This is a genomic window from Verrucomicrobiia bacterium, from assembly GCA_035577545.1.
In the GTDB taxonomy this organism is placed as follows: domain Bacteria; phylum Verrucomicrobiota; class Verrucomicrobiia; order Palsa-1439; family Palsa-1439; genus Palsa-1439.
Map to the genome: position 1 here is coordinate 25,788 of DATLVI010000041.1, position 19,420 is coordinate 45,207.

At 58.4% G+C, this 19,420-nt stretch carries 19 protein-coding genes; 5 read left to right on the top strand and 14 right to left on the bottom strand.

The features are described 5' to 3' along the window. Positions 1-18: 18 nt before the first annotated feature. The 6 genes from VNL17_14935 to VNL17_14960 all read right to left on the bottom strand — a co-directional run bounded on the left by VNL17_14935 (position 19) and on the right by VNL17_14960 (position 4,328). Positions 19-267 carry a twin-arginine translocase TatA/TatE family subunit gene (locus VNL17_14935; GenBank protein HXI85375.1) on the bottom strand — a complete coding sequence of 83 codons (249 nt, stop codon included), beginning with the start codon at positions 265-267 and terminating at the stop codon, positions 19-21. Positions 268-331: 64 nt separating this feature from the next. Continuing rightward, positions 332-868 (bottom strand): OmpA family protein, encoded by a 537-nt coding sequence (locus tag VNL17_14940; protein HXI85376.1) that lies wholly within the window; start codon positions 866-868, stop codon positions 332-334. A gap of 45 nt (positions 869-913) precedes the next feature. Then, positions 914-2,134 carry a hypothetical protein gene (locus tag VNL17_14945; GenBank protein HXI85377.1) on the bottom strand — a complete coding sequence of 407 codons (1,221 nt, stop codon included), beginning with the start codon at positions 2,132-2,134 and terminating at the stop codon, positions 914-916. A gap of 5 nt (positions 2,135-2,139) precedes the next feature. Continuing rightward, positions 2,140-3,117 (bottom strand): TonB C-terminal domain-containing protein, encoded by a 978-nt coding sequence (locus VNL17_14950; GenBank protein ID HXI85378.1) that lies wholly within the window; start codon positions 3,115-3,117, stop codon positions 2,140-2,142. Then, positions 3,114-3,554, bottom strand: a complete 441-nt coding sequence (locus tag VNL17_14955; GenBank protein ID HXI85379.1) for a biopolymer transporter ExbD — start codon at positions 3,552-3,554, stop codon at positions 3,114-3,116. The genes VNL17_14950 and VNL17_14955 overlap by 4 nt, the downstream gene beginning before the upstream one ends. A 3-nt stretch (positions 3,555-3,557) precedes the next feature. Then, on the bottom strand, positions 3,558-4,328 hold the full coding sequence (locus VNL17_14960; GenBank protein HXI85380.1) for a MotA/TolQ/ExbB proton channel family protein: 771 nt from the start codon (positions 4,326-4,328) through the stop codon (positions 3,558-3,560). Positions 4,329-4,508: 180 nt separating this feature from the next. Here VNL17_14960 and proS point away from each other — a divergent pair, with 180 nt between their 5' ends. After that, the gene (gene proS, locus VNL17_14965; GenBank protein HXI85381.1) at positions 4,509-6,065 is read left to right on the top strand and encodes a proline--tRNA ligase; all 1,557 of its coding nucleotides are present in this window, start codon (positions 4,509-4,511) and stop codon (positions 6,063-6,065) included. Here proS and VNL17_14970 read toward each other — a convergent pair. Together VNL17_14970 and pabB are read right to left on the bottom strand one after the other, a co-directional pair. Beyond that, positions 6,062-6,919 carry an aminotransferase class IV gene (locus VNL17_14970; GenBank protein ID HXI85382.1) on the bottom strand — a complete coding sequence of 286 codons (858 nt, stop codon included), beginning with the start codon at positions 6,917-6,919 and terminating at the stop codon, positions 6,062-6,064. The genes proS and VNL17_14970 overlap by 4 nt on opposite strands. After that, positions 6,891-8,216 (bottom strand): aminodeoxychorismate synthase component I, encoded by a 1,326-nt coding sequence (gene pabB / locus VNL17_14975; GenBank protein HXI85383.1) that lies wholly within the window; start codon positions 8,214-8,216, stop codon positions 6,891-6,893. Before pabB ends, VNL17_14970 begins: the two co-directional genes overlap by 29 nt. Positions 8,217-8,270: 54 nt before the next feature. Between pabB and VNL17_14980 the strand changes: the two genes are divergently transcribed. Continuing rightward, positions 8,271-8,834 carry a hypothetical protein gene (locus tag VNL17_14980; protein ID HXI85384.1) on the top strand — a complete coding sequence of 188 codons (564 nt, stop codon included), beginning with the start codon at positions 8,271-8,273 and terminating at the stop codon, positions 8,832-8,834. On the opposite strand, the gene VNL17_14985 is transcribed toward VNL17_14980, so the two are convergent. Next, positions 8,812-10,074 carry a pitrilysin family protein gene (locus tag VNL17_14985; protein HXI85385.1) on the bottom strand — a complete coding sequence of 421 codons (1,263 nt, stop codon included), beginning with the start codon at positions 10,072-10,074 and terminating at the stop codon, positions 8,812-8,814. The genes VNL17_14980 and VNL17_14985 overlap by 23 nt on opposite strands. A gap of 132 nt (positions 10,075-10,206) precedes the next feature. On the opposite strand from VNL17_14985, the gene VNL17_14990 reads away from it, so the two are divergent. Next, positions 10,207-11,355: a deoxyguanosinetriphosphate triphosphohydrolase gene (locus VNL17_14990; protein HXI85386.1), complete on the top strand. Its 1,149-nt coding sequence runs from the start codon at positions 10,207-10,209 to the stop codon at positions 11,353-11,355. A gap of 7 nt (positions 11,356-11,362) precedes the next feature. Here VNL17_14990 and radC read toward each other — a convergent pair whose 3' ends face one another. The 4 genes from radC to miaA are packed head-to-tail and all read right to left on the bottom strand — an operon-like array spanning position 11,363 to position 14,898. Continuing rightward, positions 11,363-12,040 (bottom strand): DNA repair protein RadC, encoded by a 678-nt coding sequence (radC, locus tag VNL17_14995; GenBank protein HXI85387.1) that lies wholly within the window; start codon positions 12,038-12,040, stop codon positions 11,363-11,365. Positions 12,041-12,066: 26 nt separating this feature from the next. After that, positions 12,067-12,687, bottom strand: a complete 621-nt coding sequence (locus VNL17_15000; protein HXI85388.1) for a peptidoglycan recognition family protein — start codon at positions 12,685-12,687, stop codon at positions 12,067-12,069. After that, positions 12,665-13,951 carry a GTPase HflX gene (hflX, locus tag VNL17_15005; GenBank protein ID HXI85389.1) on the bottom strand — a complete coding sequence of 429 codons (1,287 nt, stop codon included), beginning with the start codon at positions 13,949-13,951 and terminating at the stop codon, positions 12,665-12,667. The genes VNL17_15000 and hflX overlap by 23 nt, the downstream gene beginning before the upstream one ends. A 2-nt stretch (positions 13,952-13,953) precedes the next feature. Further along, positions 13,954-14,898, bottom strand: a complete 945-nt coding sequence (gene miaA / locus VNL17_15010; GenBank protein HXI85390.1) for a tRNA (adenosine(37)-N6)-dimethylallyltransferase MiaA — start codon at positions 14,896-14,898, stop codon at positions 13,954-13,956. Positions 14,899-14,951: 53 nt separating this feature from the next. Here miaA and VNL17_15015 point away from each other — a divergent pair, with 53 nt between their 5' ends. After that, complete coding sequence (locus tag VNL17_15015; GenBank protein ID HXI85391.1) at positions 14,952-17,882, top strand: HYR domain-containing protein; 2,931 nt, start codon at positions 14,952-14,954, stop codon at positions 17,880-17,882. 7 nt (positions 17,883-17,889) lie between these two features. Then, the gene (locus VNL17_15020) at positions 17,890-18,162 is read left to right on the top strand and encodes a DUF167 domain-containing protein (GenBank protein HXI85392.1); all 273 of its coding nucleotides are present in this window, start codon (positions 17,890-17,892) and stop codon (positions 18,160-18,162) included. A 54-nt stretch (positions 18,163-18,216) separates the two neighbouring features. On the opposite strand, the gene VNL17_15025 is transcribed toward VNL17_15020, so the two are convergent. Further along, on the bottom strand, positions 18,217-19,401 hold the full coding sequence (locus tag VNL17_15025) for a hypothetical protein (GenBank protein HXI85393.1): 1,185 nt from the start codon (positions 19,399-19,401) through the stop codon (positions 18,217-18,219). Positions 19,402-19,420 lie beyond the last annotated feature (19 nt).

Genomic DNA, 19,420 nt, shown 5'->3' on the forward strand with positions numbered 1-19,420 from the left:
CGTCCGTCAATTCTGCAACTAGTTCAGTTTCGTGTCCGGGGGATGTGGGGTGCTCGAAGCAGTGATTTCGGGCTTGCTGGGCGTGGCAGGCGGCGGCGGATGGGGAGTGTCATCGTGAACATCACGGGAAGCTTTTTTGAATTCTTTCATCGCTTCGCCAATTCCCCGAGCCAATTCCGGAAGCTTCTTGCCTCCGAACAGCAAGAACACGATGATCAGCACAAGGAAGATGTGCCACTCACTAATCACTGCTAATACAGGTGCCATACGTGTCTCCTGACAAGTGCATACTACTACGGCGGCATCCACCTGTCAACGAAGCTACCAAAGTCTATTGATTCACGATTCCGAATTCGCAACGGCGGTTCTTGGACCAGGCGGCTTCGTCGTGACCCATGTCCGCCGGTCGATCCGAGCCATAACTGATGGTTGTGATCCGACTACCGTCAGCGCCCTGCTTGACCAATTCCTCACGCGCGGCCAGTGCGCGACGCTCACCCAGCGCCCGGTTGAATTCGGCCGTTCCGCGCTCGTCGCAATAACCTTCCACCACCAACTTGCCGGGGTTTGACTTCAAGTACGCGGCCACCGCCTGGAGCTTTGAGTCTTCGCTGGGGCGAATCCGTGCGCTGTCGTAGTCAAAGTAAACGATTCCAAACTGGCCCTTCACCGGTTCGCCGGTGAAGCCCACCGGACGACTGCCGTCTGAGCTCGTAACACCGCCGTCACCGACGAGTGGATTTACGCCCTTATCCGCGCCGGGCTGCGTCGTGCTTGAACTTCCTCCGGTCTTGTTCTTGCAACCGGTCAGCCCAAACGCCGCAACCACCGCCGTCAAAATGATCTGTGCTAAAAATCTCTTCCTCATAAGAGGCCTTCTCCTTGTAACGATTTGTTTCTTCGCATCCGTAACTTACGGTCCCCACGCGGGTTCGGACGCGCCCCCTTCGATAGCGGGTAACTGTACTTGCTCGCCGGTCACAACGTCAAGAAGATACAACTGCGTCCGCCAGTGCTGCGTCTTCCCAAATATCAGGTGCCGCCCGTCGGGCGCCCACGACGGGTCTTCGTTGTCGGCGCCATCGGCCACGACGGGCGTCACAGCGCCAGTGCCGCGGTCGTACACCCCAATCTGAAATTTACCACCCACCCGCGATGTCAATGCTAGCATCGGTTTCATGTCCGAATTGGCGGGCGGACGCGACCAGTCAGGCTCCGTGTTATAGCTCGGCGACACGGTCAACCGCGATGCCGCGCCGCCATCTTTTGGCGTCATCCAAATCTGCGGAGCGCCACTTTCATCACTGACATACGCGATGTTCCGTCCATCCGGCGACCATGTCGGTGATGATTCCCCACCTCGTGAGTGGGTCAATTGTCGCAAATCGCCTCCCTGGGCGTTCATCGTATATAGTTCGGGGTTGCCACCCTTGCTCAGTGTCAGCGCGATGCTCAACCCATCCGGCGAAAACGCCGCGCCAGTGTTCAGCCCCGGGTAGGCCGCCAGGCGTCGCCGTTGGCCCGTGTAGAGATCCACTTCGAGTACGTCTGGAAATAGGTTCTTATAGCTCGTGTAAACGATCTTGCGACCATCCGGTGACCACTTTGGGCGCACACTAATCGAACGATCATACGTGAGTTGTTTGACATTATAGCCGTCGTAATCCATCACGGCCAATTCCTTCGAGCCACCGTGCGCCCACACGAATGCAATCTTCGTTTCGGCGATACCGGACTGGCCCATGAGCGTCTTCACGATATCGTCCGTAAGCTTGTGTACGACACGCCGCAAATCCTGTCCGCTGCCCTGGTACGACTTCGAGAGGACAACATTCTTCGTGGCCCGTTGGATTACCACGCATTCGACGACTACCCCGCTGCGGTCACCGCGCACAGTCCCCGATTGCACATACTCCGCGCTGTCTGCCGGCGCCAAAGAAAAATAGCCCGACAATCGCAGGTCGTTCTTTAAGACATCCGTGACCTGCCCCGCAATCGACGCATCGCCCCCGAAACCCGAAACACCAAACGAGTGGCGGCCCTTCTGCACATCCACGTCCGCGCCAAAGGCACCCGATCCGATCAGCACGGCCGCCAGCAAACAGATGGGCCATTTCCAAAGCGATTGATCCATACCTCTTACCCCTCCAAACGGAAATTCACCGAAATTTCAGCAAAGTCGCCGCCCAAACCTTCCGGCAGCGGATCCAAACGTGGCACACTGTGCGCCGCAGTCATAACCGAGTCGTCCATCAATTTGTTACCCGACGGACGTTCCAGGCGCACCCCTTCAATTCGACCATCGCGCGCGACATGCAAGATCAGGGTGGTCACCAGTTTTTTATCCACGCTTTTCGCTTGTCCCGGTTGATCCCAAGCTTCGTACATTTTGTCGTGCACGTGCATGTAGTACGACCAAAATTGAGAGCCCTTGCCAACTCCGCCTGCAATCCCGTCCGCCGCACCATCAGGCGAACCCGGATGCCCATACTTCGACGCGCCATTCCCACCACCAGCGGGCCTGTTATCGCCATATGGTGTCCCGCCCTCTGCGGAAGACAACGCGCTCGCAAACCGCTTGCGAATTGTGTCGGCGCTGACCGCCGGGCCGGTCGAGCCAGTTTTGGCAGATGACTTTGCGTCCGCAACCGTCTTCTTCGGGGTCGTCGTCGACTTATCGGCAGTTTTGTCCGCTGCCTTGTCGGTCGTCACCGTCTTCTTCGCGGTGGTGTCCGCTGGTTTTTTGATCTCCTTGGTTGCAGCCTTCTTCGGAATCAGAATTTCATTTGGGTCTTTTGCTTCCGGTGGGGCTGCCGCCGGTTTGGGCGCAACAGGCTCTGCGGGTTTGGCCGCTGGCGCGCTCGGTGCGGCCGGGGCCCCGGTGTTCTCGGCAGCTGGTTCTGGGGCTGGCGCAGTGTAGTTGCCCCGTCCGCTTCCCGGTCCCGTGGGCTGATCGCCGAGGATGTCCGCGGGTATGATCAATTCAGTGGTTGCGGGCACGTTGGAGCGGGCGCTGCTGAAGATCCCTTCAAAGATAACAATCCCACCGATTATCGCGACGTGAACAATGGACGCGACAATGAAGTTTCGGCGAAACCGTTTCTCAATCGTGCTCATCTCCGCGCTAATTTCGGTGGTGATTCTTCTGCCGTCAGGAGCGCGATGCGTGTGATCTTGGCGGTGTGCAACTCCTTGAGGATTTCCATGACGGCGCCGTAATTGTTCACTTCATCGGCCTTGACGAGGATCGTGATCGGCGGCTCAGACTGGCCCAATTTCGCCAGCTCACCGCGCAGTTGCGCGGGGGACAGCGCAACGTCGTTCAGGTAGATCTTCCCCCGTTTGTCCACGGAGAGAGTGCGCGTCTGCTCGCGCTTGATCTGGTCGGTGGTGCCCTTCGGCAAATTGATATTCATGCCATACTCGACCAGGGGGAAAAAAATAATCACCGCGATGAAGAGCTGCATGAACAGATCCACGAGCGGCATGACGTTGATCTCGCCCAGCTCGGGCAGGTGTCCGTAGCGCTTTCCGCGATTCGAGGGACGTCTCATGGATCAGTTCGTCACGTAGTTATGCTCGACGGCATTTGCGAATTCGTCGGCAAAGCTTTCCATTTCCATCGTGGCGTGCCGAATTCGTTGCGCGAGCCAGTTATAGGCAAACAGCGAGGGGACTGCCACCAGCAAGCCGACGACCGTGGCCAGCAACGCCGCCGAAATACCCGGTGCCACCGCGCCGAGACGCACAGTCCCGTACTCGCCGATCGCGGCAAACACGCTCATCACACCCCATGAACTGCCAAGCAACCCGAGAAACGGACCGGCTGTCACGGCGGTGGAGAGCACGCTAACCTGCGATTCGAGCTTCATTACTTCGCCATCGATTGCGCGGCCGAGTGCGCCGCGCAGCGTATCGAGGTTCACAACGGTTCGCTCGGAGAGGCTGACGTCGGTATCGACTGCCGCAAGCGTCGTTGTGCCGGTCCCGCCAAACGCCTTATAGCCGCCGGCGACCTTCCGGGGATTACTACCGTTCCCGAACTGCGAGGAAACTTCCTCCGCGCCCATGCGGTAGATGTTGTAAAGCGGGCAGTCCGCTACTTCGTAATTATTGATGAAAAGATGCAGCGGGTCGCGCTCGCGACGGAACTGCGCCAAAAACGAGTCGCCCGTGCCACGCGCGCGGCGAAGTTGCTGCCACTTGGTGAGCATGACCGACCAGGTAAAGGCCGAGCCAAGACACAACACCACAACGATTACTTTGCCGGGCAGGTCAGCTTGTCCAAAAATGTACAAGATGCCCCCGGCTGCGAGAACGGCATTCATCCCCAAACCTCCTTGTTTGGCCGCACAGAACAGCCAACTCCCACTTATACAACTTTGCGTCTCCCAGTCAAACTTTACTTTAGGTTTTTTCCAAGGAATTTGTGATTTTCCGCCATCCCCAAAGGACACGACTTTTTTCGGCTCGAATTCCCGGTGAGTCTGCGTTAGAGACAGCAGCGCATGAGTCAACCGAATACACCCAAGCCAGCTGACACCAACAGCGTCACCCCCCGCGCGCAAGACTATGCGCAATGGTATCTCGACGTTATCAAACGCGGCGACCTTGCCGAGCACTCGCCCGTGCGCGGTTGCATGGTCATCAAACCTCACGGTTACGCGATTTGGGAGAAGATGCAACGCGAGTTGGACGACCGCTTCAAGGCTACGGGGCATGTGAACGCTTATTTCCCGCTGTTCATTCCCCTCTCCTTCCTTACGAAGGAAGAGCAGCACGCGGCCGGCTTCGCAAAGGAATGTGCCGTTGTCACCCACCATCGCCTGAAGTCCATCAACGGCGAAGTGGTGGTCGATCCCGAATCGAAGCTGGAGGAGCCGCTCGTCATTCGTCCCACGAGTGAGACGATCATCTGGGCGCAATACAAAGGCTGGATCCAAAGTTACCGAGACCTGCCGCTCCTCATCAACCAGTGGGCCAACGTCGTCCGCTGGGAATTGCGTACCCGCTTGTTCCTCCGTACCACCGAATTTCTCTGGCAGGAGGGCCACACCGCCCATGCCACGGAAGCCGAGGCAGTGGAAGAGACCGCGCGCATGCTCGACGTGTACGCGGATTTTGCGGAGAACGTCGCCGCCGTCCCCGTCATCAAGGGGCGCAAAACGCCTGGCGAACGTTTCGCGGGCGCGCTGGACACGCTGTGCATCGAGGGCCTGATGCAGGACGGCAAAGCTCTCCAGATGGGCACGAGCCATTATCTCGGCCAGAATTTCGCCAAGAGCAGCGATGTGACCTTCCTCAGCAAGGAAGGCAAACGCGAATACGTATACGCCACGAGTTGGGGCGTCTCCACGCGCCTCGTCGGCGCGCTCATCATGACCCATTCCGATGACAACGGTCTGGTACTGCCGCCGAAGCTCGCCCCGATTCACGTCGTCGTGATCCCGATTTTCAAGACCGATGCGGAGAAAGCCCTCGTCCTCGACGAAGCCGTCAAGGTTGTCGCCGAGCTCAAGTCACAGGGGCTCGCCATCAAACTCGATGATCGCGATGGCATCATGCCCGGCGCAAAATACTACGAGTGGGAGGCCAAGGGCGTGCCGCTACGTATCGAGATCGGTCCGAAAGATTTGGAGAAAGGTAGCCTCTGCCTCGTTCGCCGGTTTGTATTGGAGAAAGAAGGCGAGACCGAGCAGGAACTTCGCAAGCGCCGCAAGACATTCGTCCCGCGCGCCGAAGCCATTGCCTCAATCAAACTCACACTCGACACGATGCAACGCGAGCTGTTCGAACGCGCCCGAGTCTTCCGCACCAAGCGGTCGCGGGTCATCAACACCATGGAAGAGTTTGAAAACTACTTCGCCAAGGACGCTGGCGGCTTTGCCTGGGTCCATTGGGCCGGCACTCATGACCAAGAAGATGAGATGGCCAAGCGTTTCGAAACCACCATCCGCTGCATCCCCTTCCCCGACCAGATTCCCGACGAAGCAAAAGGCGAAGGAAAATGCATCCTGACAGGTCAGCCGTCACCGCAACGTGTTGTCATGGCCCGGGCGTACTAGGGCAACAATAACTCGTCCCGTACGTATTCTCGAAAGGCTTCCTGCAAGCGACTAGTGATTCGTCGTTGGCTCAATAGTTGATTATCAATCGCTGCAATCGGCGAGATTTCAAAAAGACTATTCGTAGCAAACGCTTCTTCAGCGTGACACGCCATTTCCACGGTGAAACTGGCTTCTTGGACGTCGATCCCTGTCTGGGCAGCCAGCATCAGAACAAGTGATCGAGTGATGCCCGGCAGGGCTCCGTCAGTTAATGGTGGCGTAACAAGTTTGCCCTCCCGATAGACAAACAGGTTACTCGCAGTCAACTCAACAGCGTGGTTGGCCGCGTTGAGGAGTATTGCATCGTCCGCATCGCACCGTTCAGCTTCCAGCTTTGCCAGCACGTATGGCAATCGGTTTGCAGACTTCACGCGCGCTAGGCGGGAATGCGCGTCGATACGCGTGCTAGCAACGACAACTCGCAATGGCGTGGCGTCGGTGGAGAATACCCTCTCTTGAGCAACCGCCACTATTGTCGGTCGTGCCGCGCTCTTACCGGAAAGACCAACGTTGCTCAAACCACGAGTAACGCAGAGCCGTGTCATCCCACTGACGACCCTGTTGCGAGTTACGATCTCCTCGCACACCCCTTGTAAGTACTGGGAAGTTTCCTCCAAATCGATACCAAGCAAATCGATACCAGCAACCAATCGACCAACGTGCTCCATTAGACGAAAAACCTTCCCACCATACACACGCATCGTTTCAAACACACCGTCGCCGTAGAGGAACCCGCGGTCAAAGATCGAGACAGTGGCCTCGGCCTCAAGTACAAAGCGCCCGTTAACGTAGGCGTAATTGTTTGATTGCATTGAGGATTCCCTGCGCTTTCACCAGTGTCTCGTCGTATTCGGCGTCGGGCTCGCTGTCGGCCACGATGCCGCCACCGGCGTGAAATGTCAATTCCCTGCCCTGCTGCACCACGGTGCGAATGGCGACGTTCAGATGCGTGAGACCGTTGTAACCGAGAAAACCAATCGCCCCTGTGTACACCCCGCGCGCGTGCGGTTCCAACTCGTCAATGATTTCCATGGCGCGGATTTTCGGCGCGCCGGTGATGGATCCGCCGGGAAAACACGCGCGCACGCAATCGACTGGGCTCACATCGCTTCGCAACCGCCCTTCGACCGTCGAGACCAGATGGTGCACGGTCGCGTAAGTTTCCACACGCACCAACTCACTGACCTGCACGCTGCCAAACTCGCAGACACGCCCAAGGTCATTGCGCTCCAGGTCCGTGATCATCACCAGTTCGGCGTTGTCCTTTGGCGAAGCAAGCAACTCGGTGGCGATGCGCGTATCTTCTTCAATCGTTGCGCCGCGCGGACGCGTGCCCTTAATGGGACGCGTGACCACGCGCCGGTCGTGGATGTTCAAGAAACACTCCGGCGAGCTGGAGAGAATCTGCGCCTCACCGATGTCGAGATACGCACAATACGGCGCCGGATTCGATTCGCGAAGTGCCCGGTAAAGCTCCGTCGGCGCGGCGTCCACTCCACACTGAAACCGCTGCGAAAGGTTGACTTGATAGATGTCACCCGCAGCGATGTATTGTTTCGCGCGGAGAATTGCGACGCGGTAGGAGTCGCGCGTGAAATTGGAACGATGGTCACTCGGCGATGAAGTAAGCGGTCTGCGCCCCGACGATCGGCAAGAATCGGACCCACCGATGACTTCCCAGACCTCTTTCTTTGCATGGTCGAAGACGAGTAGGTTGTCATAGAAACCGAACCAGCAATCCGGCAGGCCAATGTCATCCGGAGCCTTTGCGGGAAGCCTCTCGACGAAATTCTTAAGGTCGTACCCGAAATAGCCAATGGCGGCGCCGAGAGGGAAGTCACCGGAGGTGCCGTGATAGTGGGGCGCCAGTTGTTCGCCCAAGATATCGAAGGGATTACCCTCGATGTGCGTGGTGCCGGTCGGCGTAATGATGTCAGTCTGGCTTCCCTTCGAACGGACAATCTTCGACGGTCCAGCGGCAAGAATCGAGTAACCTGTCGCGCCGGTAGCGGTATCGAGCCAGACCGCATACGGTTTCGCCGCGAACTCGGCGAAGCGGTCGCGCGGCTCGGTCCACGGTTGTTTTCGGGCAACGGGTTGTTGATTCACGGCTGGGGTTCTTGTTTACGTCCATAGTATCCCCCGCTATCATCCGCGCCAACCATGAATCCATCCCCTCGCCCATCAGACGCCGCACCGGGCGGCATGCACGGCGCAACGCGCATGCACGATCCGAGCGAGGCCGAGCACGATCGCACCCGGCGGCGCTGGATGAATGTGGCGTTTCTAGTCATTGCACTCCTCACCCTTGCGCAACTGCACTGGTTTGGCGTGCATGGCTGGGACTGGCTTGGCGTGGCGCTGCTCATCATCGCGGCCATGCCGCTCGGGCTCAACGCAAAAGTCTTCGAACTTCGCTTCAAAATGGCCACGATGGAACGACGGCGCGTGCTGCAAGAGTTGCCGACCAGACGGAAGATTGATTTCGCGGTTTATGGCGCGCTCGTCATGGTTGTCTTTGCGCTGCAATCGCAGTTGGTGACGTGGGGACTTTGGGGCATCTGGCTGTACGATTTCGTCACCTACTACCACGACCGCCCCGAACGGCTTCGCCACCTTTACGCCGTGACAAAAACACTGGATGAACTGCGGGATTTTCGCGCCCCGTGGGCCTGGGCCTTGCCGGCTCTGGCTTGGGCAATTATCAGAACGACAACAGGGAACTGACCGCTTTTTCGTCCTTGCTTGGCGTGATGACGGCGACGTTGAGGCGATTGTTTCGAAAGATGTCCGCCGCAGCCTTTTGTACATCGGTCGCCGTGACCCCGGTGATGTGCCGCTCGACTTCGGCCGGCGTTTGGATCGTGCCGTACGCGAGCAGGTGTTCACCCAGCCACATCATACGGTTCGCAGTGCTCTCCAAACCCAGTCGCATCTGGCCAATGGCATAATCCTTTGCGCGCTGCAACTCGATTGCGGATGGCGGCTGCCGGGAAATCTTGCGCAGCTCCGTGAGTATCAACGCGAGCGCCCGGTGCAATCGCTTCGTATCCAGCCCCGCGGAGATCAGCAGCGCGCCGGTATCGGAGAGATAATTTGTCGACGATTGGATGGAGTAGGCCAGCCCGTGCCGTTCGCGGATCACTTGAAAAAGGCGCGAGCTCATGTTCTCACCGAGGATGACGCTGAGCGATTTCAAGGCGTAGCGACGTGGGTCGTGGCGTGAGTAACCGCGAATCCCGATGGCGAGGTGGGACTGCTCGCAGTTTTTGGTGAAAAAGCGGAGGCGCGGCCCGCGCTGCGCTTCATGCACCGGCTCGAAGACCGGCGAGTGGCCATTCCTCGGCAGCAGTAGAGTCTTTTCAACGCGCTGGACAATGTCGTCATGCTCACAGTGACCGGCGACCGCCACGACTGTGTTGGCGGCCACGTATTTCTTCTGCTTGAATCCGAGGAGCCCGCCACGATCCATGCCGTCGAGCGATTTGACCGTGCCGGTCAGGGAGCGGCCGAGCGGATGTCCGGGCCACAGCGTCTCGCTGAGCAGTTCATGCACGTAATGGTCGGGCTGGTCGTGATACATCAGCAGCTCTTCTTTGATCACACCACGTTCCTTATCAATCTCGGCGACCGCGAAGCGGGAATGCAGATACATATCCGCGAGCACATCGAGCAAGGTATCGAAATGGACGTGGCTGGCCTTCGCGTAGTAGCAGGTGGTTTCCTCGCCCGTGAACGCATTGAGGTAACCGCCAACTCCCTCGACCGTCTGGCTGATTTGCCTGGCGCTGCGGCGGCGCGTGCCTTTGAAGAGTAGATGCTCGATGAAATGTGAAGCGCCGCTCAAGCGGGCGGATTCATAGCGGCCACCCACGCCCACCCACACGCCCAGCGTGACGCTGTCCATGTGCGGCATCTCGGCGGTGGCGACGCGCACGCCGCTGGGAAGTTGTGTGATATTAAACACGATAAACCCACTGGCTCAAAGCCGGTTGCACGCGTTCTTGTGAGTGGTTCATTCAAAACATTATTACCGCACAGTTCGCGCAGGTCAAACACTTGCGTCCGTGGACGTGATTTGCGACACTTCCGCCACGTTATGCCACGCGATCGTGTCGAACTGGAACAACTCGAATACAAGCTTCTCGCCCCTTATGCGCAGAAGGCCGCCGACTCGCGCGGACGGGCGTTTCCCGACCCCAAGCACAGTCTGCGCACGGATTTTCAGCGGGACCGCGACCGCATCATCCACAGCCGCGCCTTCCGCCGGCTTGAATACAAGACGCAGGTCTTCCTCAACGGCACGGGTGACCACCTTCGAACGCGCCTGACGCACACGATGGAAGTGGCGGGCATCAGCCGCGGCATCGCCCGCGCGTTGCAACTCAATGAGGATTTGGCCGAGAGCATTGCGCTCGCGCATGACCTCGGTCATTCGCCGTTCGGTCACGCGGGCGAAGAGATGCTCGATAAACTGATGAAAGACCACGGAGGGTTCGAGCACAATCTGCAATCATTGCGCGTCGTGACGGAATTGGAAGAAAAGTACCCCAACTTCAACGGGCTGAATCTCACGTGGGAAACGCGCGAAGGTTTAGCGAAACATTATACGCAGTACGACAAGCCAACGCGGTTGGAGGAGTTCAACTTCAAATCGTCTTCGCTCGAAGCGCAGATCGCCAATCTCGCGGATGAAGTCACCTACTATTCGCACGACCTTGACGACGGCCTGGACGCGGGACTAATTACTGTCGAACAACTCAAAGAGGTTGAGATTTGGCAGGCTACGTTCACGCGAGTCAACCGTGAACACCCCGGCATGGACCAGGACCGGCAATGCGCGTTCACCATCCGCGAGTTGATTGAGCGCGAGGTATCAGACGTGATCGCCACGAGTGCCACCAACATCGCAGCGGCCAAAGTGAACAGCGCCGACGAAGTGCGCCAACTGAGCAAACCGCTGGTCAGCTATAGCAAGGAACTGAGGAAGGCCAACCAGCAATTGCGTGATTTTCTCTACAAGAATCTCTACTTCAACCCCGTGGCCCACAAGCCCCACGAACGCGCCGTCGCCGCCATGGGTGAACTCTTCCGCGCCTACGCTGCCAACCCACGCCTCATGGGCGAAAGCACCCAGCGCCGCCTGGAGAAGGTCGGCCTCTACCGCGCCATCTGCGACTACATTGCCGGCATGACAGACCGCTTCGCGCTGGAGGAGTACAAACGGATTTGCCAGCGGAGTGCGTGAGGCGCCATCACATCAATCCCATTTCTTTCAAGCTCACAAAGTCCAGGTCGCGTTTGGTGTTGCGGTGGCCGAGGATGATGTGATCGAGAACGGCAATGTTGAGCAGGTCGCCGGCTTTGACGAGGCGCTTGGTGACGGCGATGTCTTCGCTGCTGGGAGTCGGGTCGCCGCTGGGGTGATTGTGCACGAGGATCATCGACGCGGCGGAAGCGGCGATGGCGTCCTTGAAGACTTCGCGGGGCTCGACGATGCTCGCGTTGAGTGAGCCTCGCGACACCTCGCATTTCTTGATGAGGGCGTTCTTCGTGTTGAGCAGGAGCACCCGAAACTCTTCGCGGTCGAGACTGCGCATGTCTTCGCGCATCACGGCGGCGGCGTCTTCCGGGGAACTGACAATCCGCTGTTTCCCGCGTGAAGAATCGCTGAGACGGCGTGCCAACTCGAAGGCGGCTTTCAGTTGGATGGCTTTCGTCTCGCCGACGCCTTTGATTTTCGCGATGGCCTCGAGAGGAGTCCGAGCCAATCCCTCCAATGAACCAAACTCCCGGAGAATTTGTTGGGAGAGTTCAACAACGGAGATGCCTTTCATTCCTGTCCGCAACAGGATCGCGACCAGTTCGGCTTCAGTGAGTGCCGCCGCACCACGGAGTTTCAGTCGTTCCCGAGGGCGTTCTCCTTCGGGCATCTCCCGAATCAGGTAGGTGGTCATGATTAGGGACGATGAGCTTGCGCCTGTAAATCACGGCCAGGGTTGTTCGTCAGGACGGACGAAACCGTGCCACCGGCTTCGTGCAGCTTTTTATGGAATTCCTCCCAGGGGAATTGCGAACCAGGGCATTCACTGAATTCGCCGATCACCTCACCGTGGCCCATAATATGGTCGTTCGGAATATGGAATTGTTCCTGCAAGCCACGGATGAGAAGCACGAGCGAGTCGAGTTGCTTCGACGTGGGTTGATCGACTGAGAAATTTCCGACGAGGCAAATGCCGATGCCGTGCTCGTTGATGTACGCCTGGCGGCAATGACCGCCCTGCATCTGTTTGATCCAACGCGGTCCGGTTTCGATGAAGCCGTCGGCCTTGCCTTCGGTCCCATTGTCGATGACGAAGTGGTAGGCCAGGCCGTTGATCATTCCGCGCGAGCGGTGCGCCGCGTCGAACACCTCCGCCGAACCCATGCGCGTGGCGCTATGGTGAATGATGATCCATTCCCAATCACGCGATGGATCCAGCTCGCCGACCACATTTCCCAGAATGAAGCAGATCACCGCCAGCGCCAACAGGACTGGACGGCCCGTCACCACCGAACTATTTACTTTCGTCCACAACATAGGGTGTTAATTCACCAGCCAACACTTTCGGGATTTGCGCTCGAAGAACGACGTTGCCGTTTTCCATTTCACGCGCGGTGACGTAACCGCTGCGATACACCAGCGCGATCGTCTTGGCGCGGTCCTGCGGGATCGACAACGTGACATCGACGCGGCGATCGCTCAGTCGGTTCGCGATTTCGTCGCGCAAGGCATCCAGGTTTTCACCGGTCTTCGCCGACATCGGTACCGACCGGTCAAATTCGCGCTGAAAGCCCTCCAGAACAGCGGCGCCATTTTCCAATTTATCGATTTTGTTGAGCGCGACCACGGTGGATTTACCCCAAGCGTCGAGTTCCTTCAACACAATCTCAACGGCCTTGATCTGTTCGTGCGCATGCGGATGGCTCGCATCCACGACATGCAATAGCAGATCGGCCTCCACGACCTCTTCCAGTGTGGCCTTAAATGAGTCAATGAGATGATGCGGCAGCTTGCGTAGAAAACCGACCGTATCGGAGAGTAGTATGTTCTGGTTGTTCGGCAGACGCAGCTTGCGCGCGGTCGGATCAAGTGTCGCGAACAGCTTGTCCTCCGCGAGCACGCCTGCGCCCGTTAATTTATTCATTAAGGTGCTCTTGCCGGAGTTCGTGTACCCGATGATCGACACCAGCGGCCAGTGCAACCGTTGCCGGCCGCCCCGCTCAACGCGCCGGTTCTTGCGCACTTCATCCAACGCGTCTTCCAGGCGATGGATTTTTTCCTGCACGCGGCGGCGGTCAACTTCGAGCTGTTGTTCGCCAGGACCGCGCGAGCCGACGCCTCCGCGTTGACGCGACAAGTGGGTCCACAAACCCGCGAGCCGCGGGAGCATGTAATGAAGCTGCGCTAGTTCCACCTGAATTTTGCCTTCACGCGTGCGCGCGCGTTGCGCGAAGATATCGAGAATGAGTTCCGTGCGGTCGATCACCTTGACGTTCAAGCCAAGGATTTCGCTGAGGTTGCGACCCTGCGCGGGTGAAAGGTCGTCATCGAAAATCACAAGGTTGGCGCCGGTATCGCGACATTTCGCGGCCAGTTCCTCGACTTTGCCGGTCCCGATGAAAGTGGCGGCAGCGGGTGAGTCACGCTTTTGGCTGATGACGTCGAGAACTTCGGCGCCGGCGGAGACCGCGAGTTCGCGGAGTTCTTCGAGGGAATCTTTCACAGCCCACCTGTCGTGGCCGGGTCTCTCCAAACCGATAAGGAGCGCGCTCTCGCGGGACGGCTCCTGAATTTCGTGCATCTTCAACTTACTGAATTTTCTTCCCTATGTTGCATGCCCTGAAGGATGTGTTCGACCGTAACTGATGGCAATTCCTCGCGCCCAATCTCCAACCAGTTTAGTTGAGGCTCGCGCCGAAACCAAGTCAATTGTCGCTTTGCCAGTTGCCGCGTGCGCGTCTTGATCAGCGCGACCACCTCCGCGAGCGAGAGATCTCCCCGCACATGCGCGACCAATTCCCGGTAGCCCGCCGCCTGCATGGCGGTGGCGTTTTTCTCCAGTCCGCTTTCCAATAGCCGGCGGACTTCATCAACCCACCCGGAGGCGATCTGCTGTTCGATTCGCCGTTCGATACGCGCATGAAGATCTTCGCGGTCACGGTTTAGCATAAAGCCCGAGGAAGCGACGGCCCGATTGTCTTTCTCCCGGCCCCACTCTTTCTGCAATTCGCTGATTGGCTGGCCGGTCTCGTGAAATACCTCAAGCGCGCGGACCAAGCGGCGCGGGTTATGTCGATCAATGTACTTTGCCGTCGCCGGATCCAGGCGCTCCAGTTCTTCGAATAATTGAACCGCATTCATCTTCTCCAACCGCTCTCGTAATTCCTCATTCCGCGCAGGTCCTTCGAATAATCCATGGCGCAAGGCGCGTACGTAAAGGCCGGTGCCGCCGACGACCAGCGCTTTTTTGCCACGCGCGTGGATACTGTCGATGGCTTGTGATGCCATCTCGATGAACTTCTTGGCGTCGAACACCTCGCTGATGTCGCACACATCAATGAGATGGTGCGGGACAAGCGCGCGCTCCTCGGCGGTCGGCTTGGCGGTGCCGATGTCCATGCCGCGATACACCTGCATCGAGTCCGCCGAGACGATCTCGGCATCCAGAGTGCGCGCCAACTGCAGCGCCACGGCGCTCTTGCCAACGGCGGTCGGGCCAACGAGGAAGACGGTTTGCATCTCTTCCATACTAACATGGGACGCCAAACAAGGCACAATACCTGCATTGTATTAATGACAGCGTGAGCACAAGGCGGCAAAAAAAGGTCCTGATCAGCGTCGTAACGGCGCTGGTGTTGTGCCTTGAGCCGAGACTATTCGGCGCTGTTATTCACGTGACCAATGACTTCCCCACCATCCAAGCGGCGATCAATGCCGCCGGATCAAACGACACGATCCAGATACAAGCCGGCACCTACCGCGAATTCCTGAACATCACAGCCCCTGTGCGTATCATCGGTACAGGTTCCACGAATTGCATTATTCACCATACCAATGACGTCCTCGTGACGATCACTTCGGCTGGCACGGTCGAGCTGACGGGAATGGAGATTTGCGGGGGCGAAGTGGCATTCGGCGGGGGCTTTTCACCAACGGTGCCCTGCGGGATTATTGCGAGCAACACGACGTTGTCGCTCAACGACGTGGCGGTCAACATGACACGCAACTTCGCAGTAACGGTCATGGACGGATCGCTCTTCGCGACGAACGTGGCGCTCTATACGCGGATTGTGCTGGTACAATGGGATGTCGGATTTCAGTTGAAGGGTTGTTTCGCGCGCATCTACCAGCTGACCCAGCAGGCGGGCCAGATCGATCACACGATCAATATCAACGATCCGCCCGCGAACTTTTCCGACGTCCATGTCGAAAACTCTACGATTCGAGCATCGCATTTGGGCTATGGCGAATGCATTCGGACGTACACACAAAGCTCGGTGGTGATCAGCAATTGCTACCTCTATCGCGCCTCCGGCGGTGATGCGGTCAGTATCGGCAACCAGGCGATCGGCGTGAACGGTTATTCCAACACCGTCGTCATCACGGGAAACCTGATCGACTCGCTGCCGACTGGCATCCGCGTCTTCGGCTCGATCCCCAATAGTAACAAGATACGAATCGAGTACAATGACATCACGAATTGCCAGAGCAACGGCGTAGTGGAGTCTTCGATGTCGTATGAAGGAATTGACCTGGGCGGCGGTGTGGCGCAGTCCGCCGGACAAAATGCTTTCTCCAATCCCGGCGCAAGGGACGTGGAGTTGACCGGTTCGACCGGCAACATTCACGCCCTATCCAACTGCTGGACGACCGCCAACCCCGACGACAGCATCATCGACCACACCGACACGCCCGCGCTCGGACAGGTGTTTTACACCCCAACATATTGCGCACCTGTCATCGTCGATTGTGTGCTCGTACCCTCGCTTGTCACCAATGTTGTCGGCCTCGCCGACACGGTTCACGCAACGGTAACTACCAACGGCGGTCCCGCAGTCGGTGCATCTGTTGTTTTCAGTGTAGTCAGTGGTCCGAACTCGGGACAGGGCACGAATGTCGTAACCGACTCCAGCGGACAGGTCAGCTTTGTTTATTCCGGCAATGGCAGCATGGGGACTGATACGATCCGCGCCATTGCCACTGTCGCCAGTGTTTCGGCCACCGGCACAGCCTCCAAAGTATGGATTGGCACCCCGCCGTTGGTCATCTGCCCTGCCGACATTATCACGAATACCGTCGCGGGTACCTGCGCGCGCACACTGACATATAATCCCCCCGCCTCGGGCATGCCGGCTCCGGTTGTCACTCTCAGTCCGCCGAGCGGAAGCACTTTTCTTCCGGGCATCACGAGCGTGACGGTCATCGCGTCCAACGTCTCCGGCGTGGCCCAGTGCTCATTCAATGTCACCGTCAATGATAACGAATTGCCGCTCATCGCCTGCCCCGCCGATGTCGTTACCAACATCACTTTGCCGCAGACGCAAGTGAACGTCGTGTTTGGCGCGCCCGTTGTCAGCGACAACTGCGGCACCGTGGCTACAAGTTGCGCACCCGCCTCCGGCAGCGCTTTCCCCCTGGGCACCAACACCGTGACCTGCACCGCGATTGACGTAGCCGCCAACACCAACACATGCACTTTTCGTGTCATCGTCCTTGGCCTGCCCGCGCCCAACCAGCCACCTGTTGCGCTGTGCAGCAATATTACGGTGAATGCTGACTCGAACTGCCAAGCGACGGTAGCGGCACTGGCAATCGATGCCGGTTCTTTCGACAATGACGGCACGATCACGAGCCGGTCACTCGGCCCGGCCGGACCGTTCGACATGGGTACCAATGATGTCGTGTTAACTGTCTACGACAACAACGGGGCCTCCAATACGTGCCAGGCGCAGGTCATCGTCGTGGATACCACGCCGCCGTCCCTCGGGGCATGCACCAACATTTTCAGTACTGCGGCAAACGGCGTCGCCATCGCCGTTGTCAACTTTCCGACGCCGTCGGCCAGCGATAATTGTATGATTGCCACCAACTATTGTTCACCCGCTTCCGGATCGGTCTTTCCGATCGGGACGACCGTCGTCACGAATATTGCCGTGGACACTTCCGGAAACACCAACACCTGCACCTTCAACATTATCGTGGACGCAATGCCGCCCGCCACACACGACCTGATGGTAGTGAGCATCACGCCGCCGAAAAGAGTCACGCTCAGCGAAAGCCAAACCAATCAAACCAAGGGCGTCAAAGTGACGATTGAAAACCTTGGCAACCTCGTTGAGACTATCACCGACCTGGACATGCTAACAAACGTCGTGACCCTGACCGTCGAATCATTGGGTGTTTGTCCATCGCCGGCGAAATCGCTGGTGCCGCCGAGGAAAGGGTTCCCCGTCGTGCTCGCACCGAAGAAGAAGCTGACGTTGCTGTACAATGTCGCGTTTGATTGCGCAAACGATCCACTCGCGACGACGAAAGATGCAGACCATACTGATTTCCGCTACACCGTGACCATCAACTCGGTCGCATTGGACGGCGACGCAGATTTACAACCGTCCAACGATGTATGCCCGCGTCCGCCCAACCCGGCGATTGGCGACAAGGGTTGCGGAAGCAAAGACCCGGTGACCAAGCAGCTTGGGGCGGATGTGCTCAGCGACATAATCGTGAAGTGAGGACGACGTGAAAGAGCCGCAGTCGCAGACGATCACGCTCTCGGTGCGAGTTACACCACGCGCCAAGCGCAATACCGTGACAAAGATGAAGGATGGAAGCGTCAAAGTTTACGTCACGGCGCCACCGGAAGACGGTCGCGCGAACGAAGCCGTGGTGGAAACCATCGCCGAATGGCTGGGTGTGAAGCGTCGGCAGGTCACTATCGTGAGCGGAGCGACGGGTCGCAACAAGCTTGTGCGGCTGACCGGCGTATCGCAAGAGCAGATCGATACCGCGTGACCGAGCCGAGATTCCTCAATCAGACAACGCTGCCCACGGCCCATAAGTGGCGCGTCAGTCGAGCGCGACAACCTGCTCGATCAATTGATCGGCCAGGAGACGCTCGGTCGCGCCATGGGAATCAACCCGGTCGATGACGCTGCCGTTGGTGTAGACGAGCGAGCCGTCGCGACATAGATCGAAGGACAACACACCGCGGGCCACGGTGTGTTCCGTGCCGTCGGCGGCTTTGCGAACGAGTTCCCAAGATTTGGGAACCAGCGCCGGACTGTCTTCGCCGGTGCGGCGCGCGCCGCGGATCGCCTTGTCGGCGTCGATAAGATTACCCCAAATCATCAGGCGGCGGACGTCCATCTCTTGCTGCTTGGCGCCGCTCGCGTCGATCAAGGGTTTGCCCGTTAAAGTCAACGTGAAGAAATTGAAAAACTGAAAGATGGCAAAGAGAAAGCGGAAAGGCATGCACACGATCCCCCAGAGAAACCGCCAGATGCTGATTCGTTCGTGTGGGGAATGGTAGGGCCGGCGGATGAAGTACAACGAACCGTCAGCGGCGATCTGCGGGCCGAGAAAATCGGAATCCGCTTCCTCCGCGAGGCACGTCATGTTGCCGGTATCGAGATCGAGTCGCTGGATTGTGTAGGGGCCCAGCCCCGAGTAGCGGCCATCGCGGTCGCGCATCACGCCGGCAGATTGAAACACCAGTTCCCGCGGTGCGCCGGGAATCCATTGCGGGGCGAGGTCGGCCGAATCGCCCTCCGTGACTTCGGTCAATGCACCGCCCTCGGCGCGTTTGGTGGCAATGTTCGCGGTGCCGGCCTTCTGCCATACACTGCAGGCGATGAGTTCCTGATTGGGCCGCGCGCTGACGAATTGCACATGCCGGTCCGCGCTGTGGGAGAGCCGCAGCTCATCGTTGCCGCCGTCGCGTACGGCGAAGATGCCGGTGACCCGGTCCACTTCCAGGGTATACAACAATTCGCCCAAGTCACGGCCGCGCGACAGTCCCGTGATTGAGACGCGCATCTCGGCCGGGTCACGCTCCGCGCTTTGGCCCCAAACCAATCCGCGTGACATGAATCGCGCGCCGCGCCCTTCGTTTTTCCATCCATGTTGCTGCTGAAGGCGGAGCGCACGGTCACGGACGGTCTGGGCGAATTTGCTTTCGATGGTGCGAACCGGCTCGTCGCCCAGTTTGAGGTGAAGTCTGCCCTGGGCGAGATAAGCGAGATTCAGGCTCATGCTTGGCGCATAGGAATAA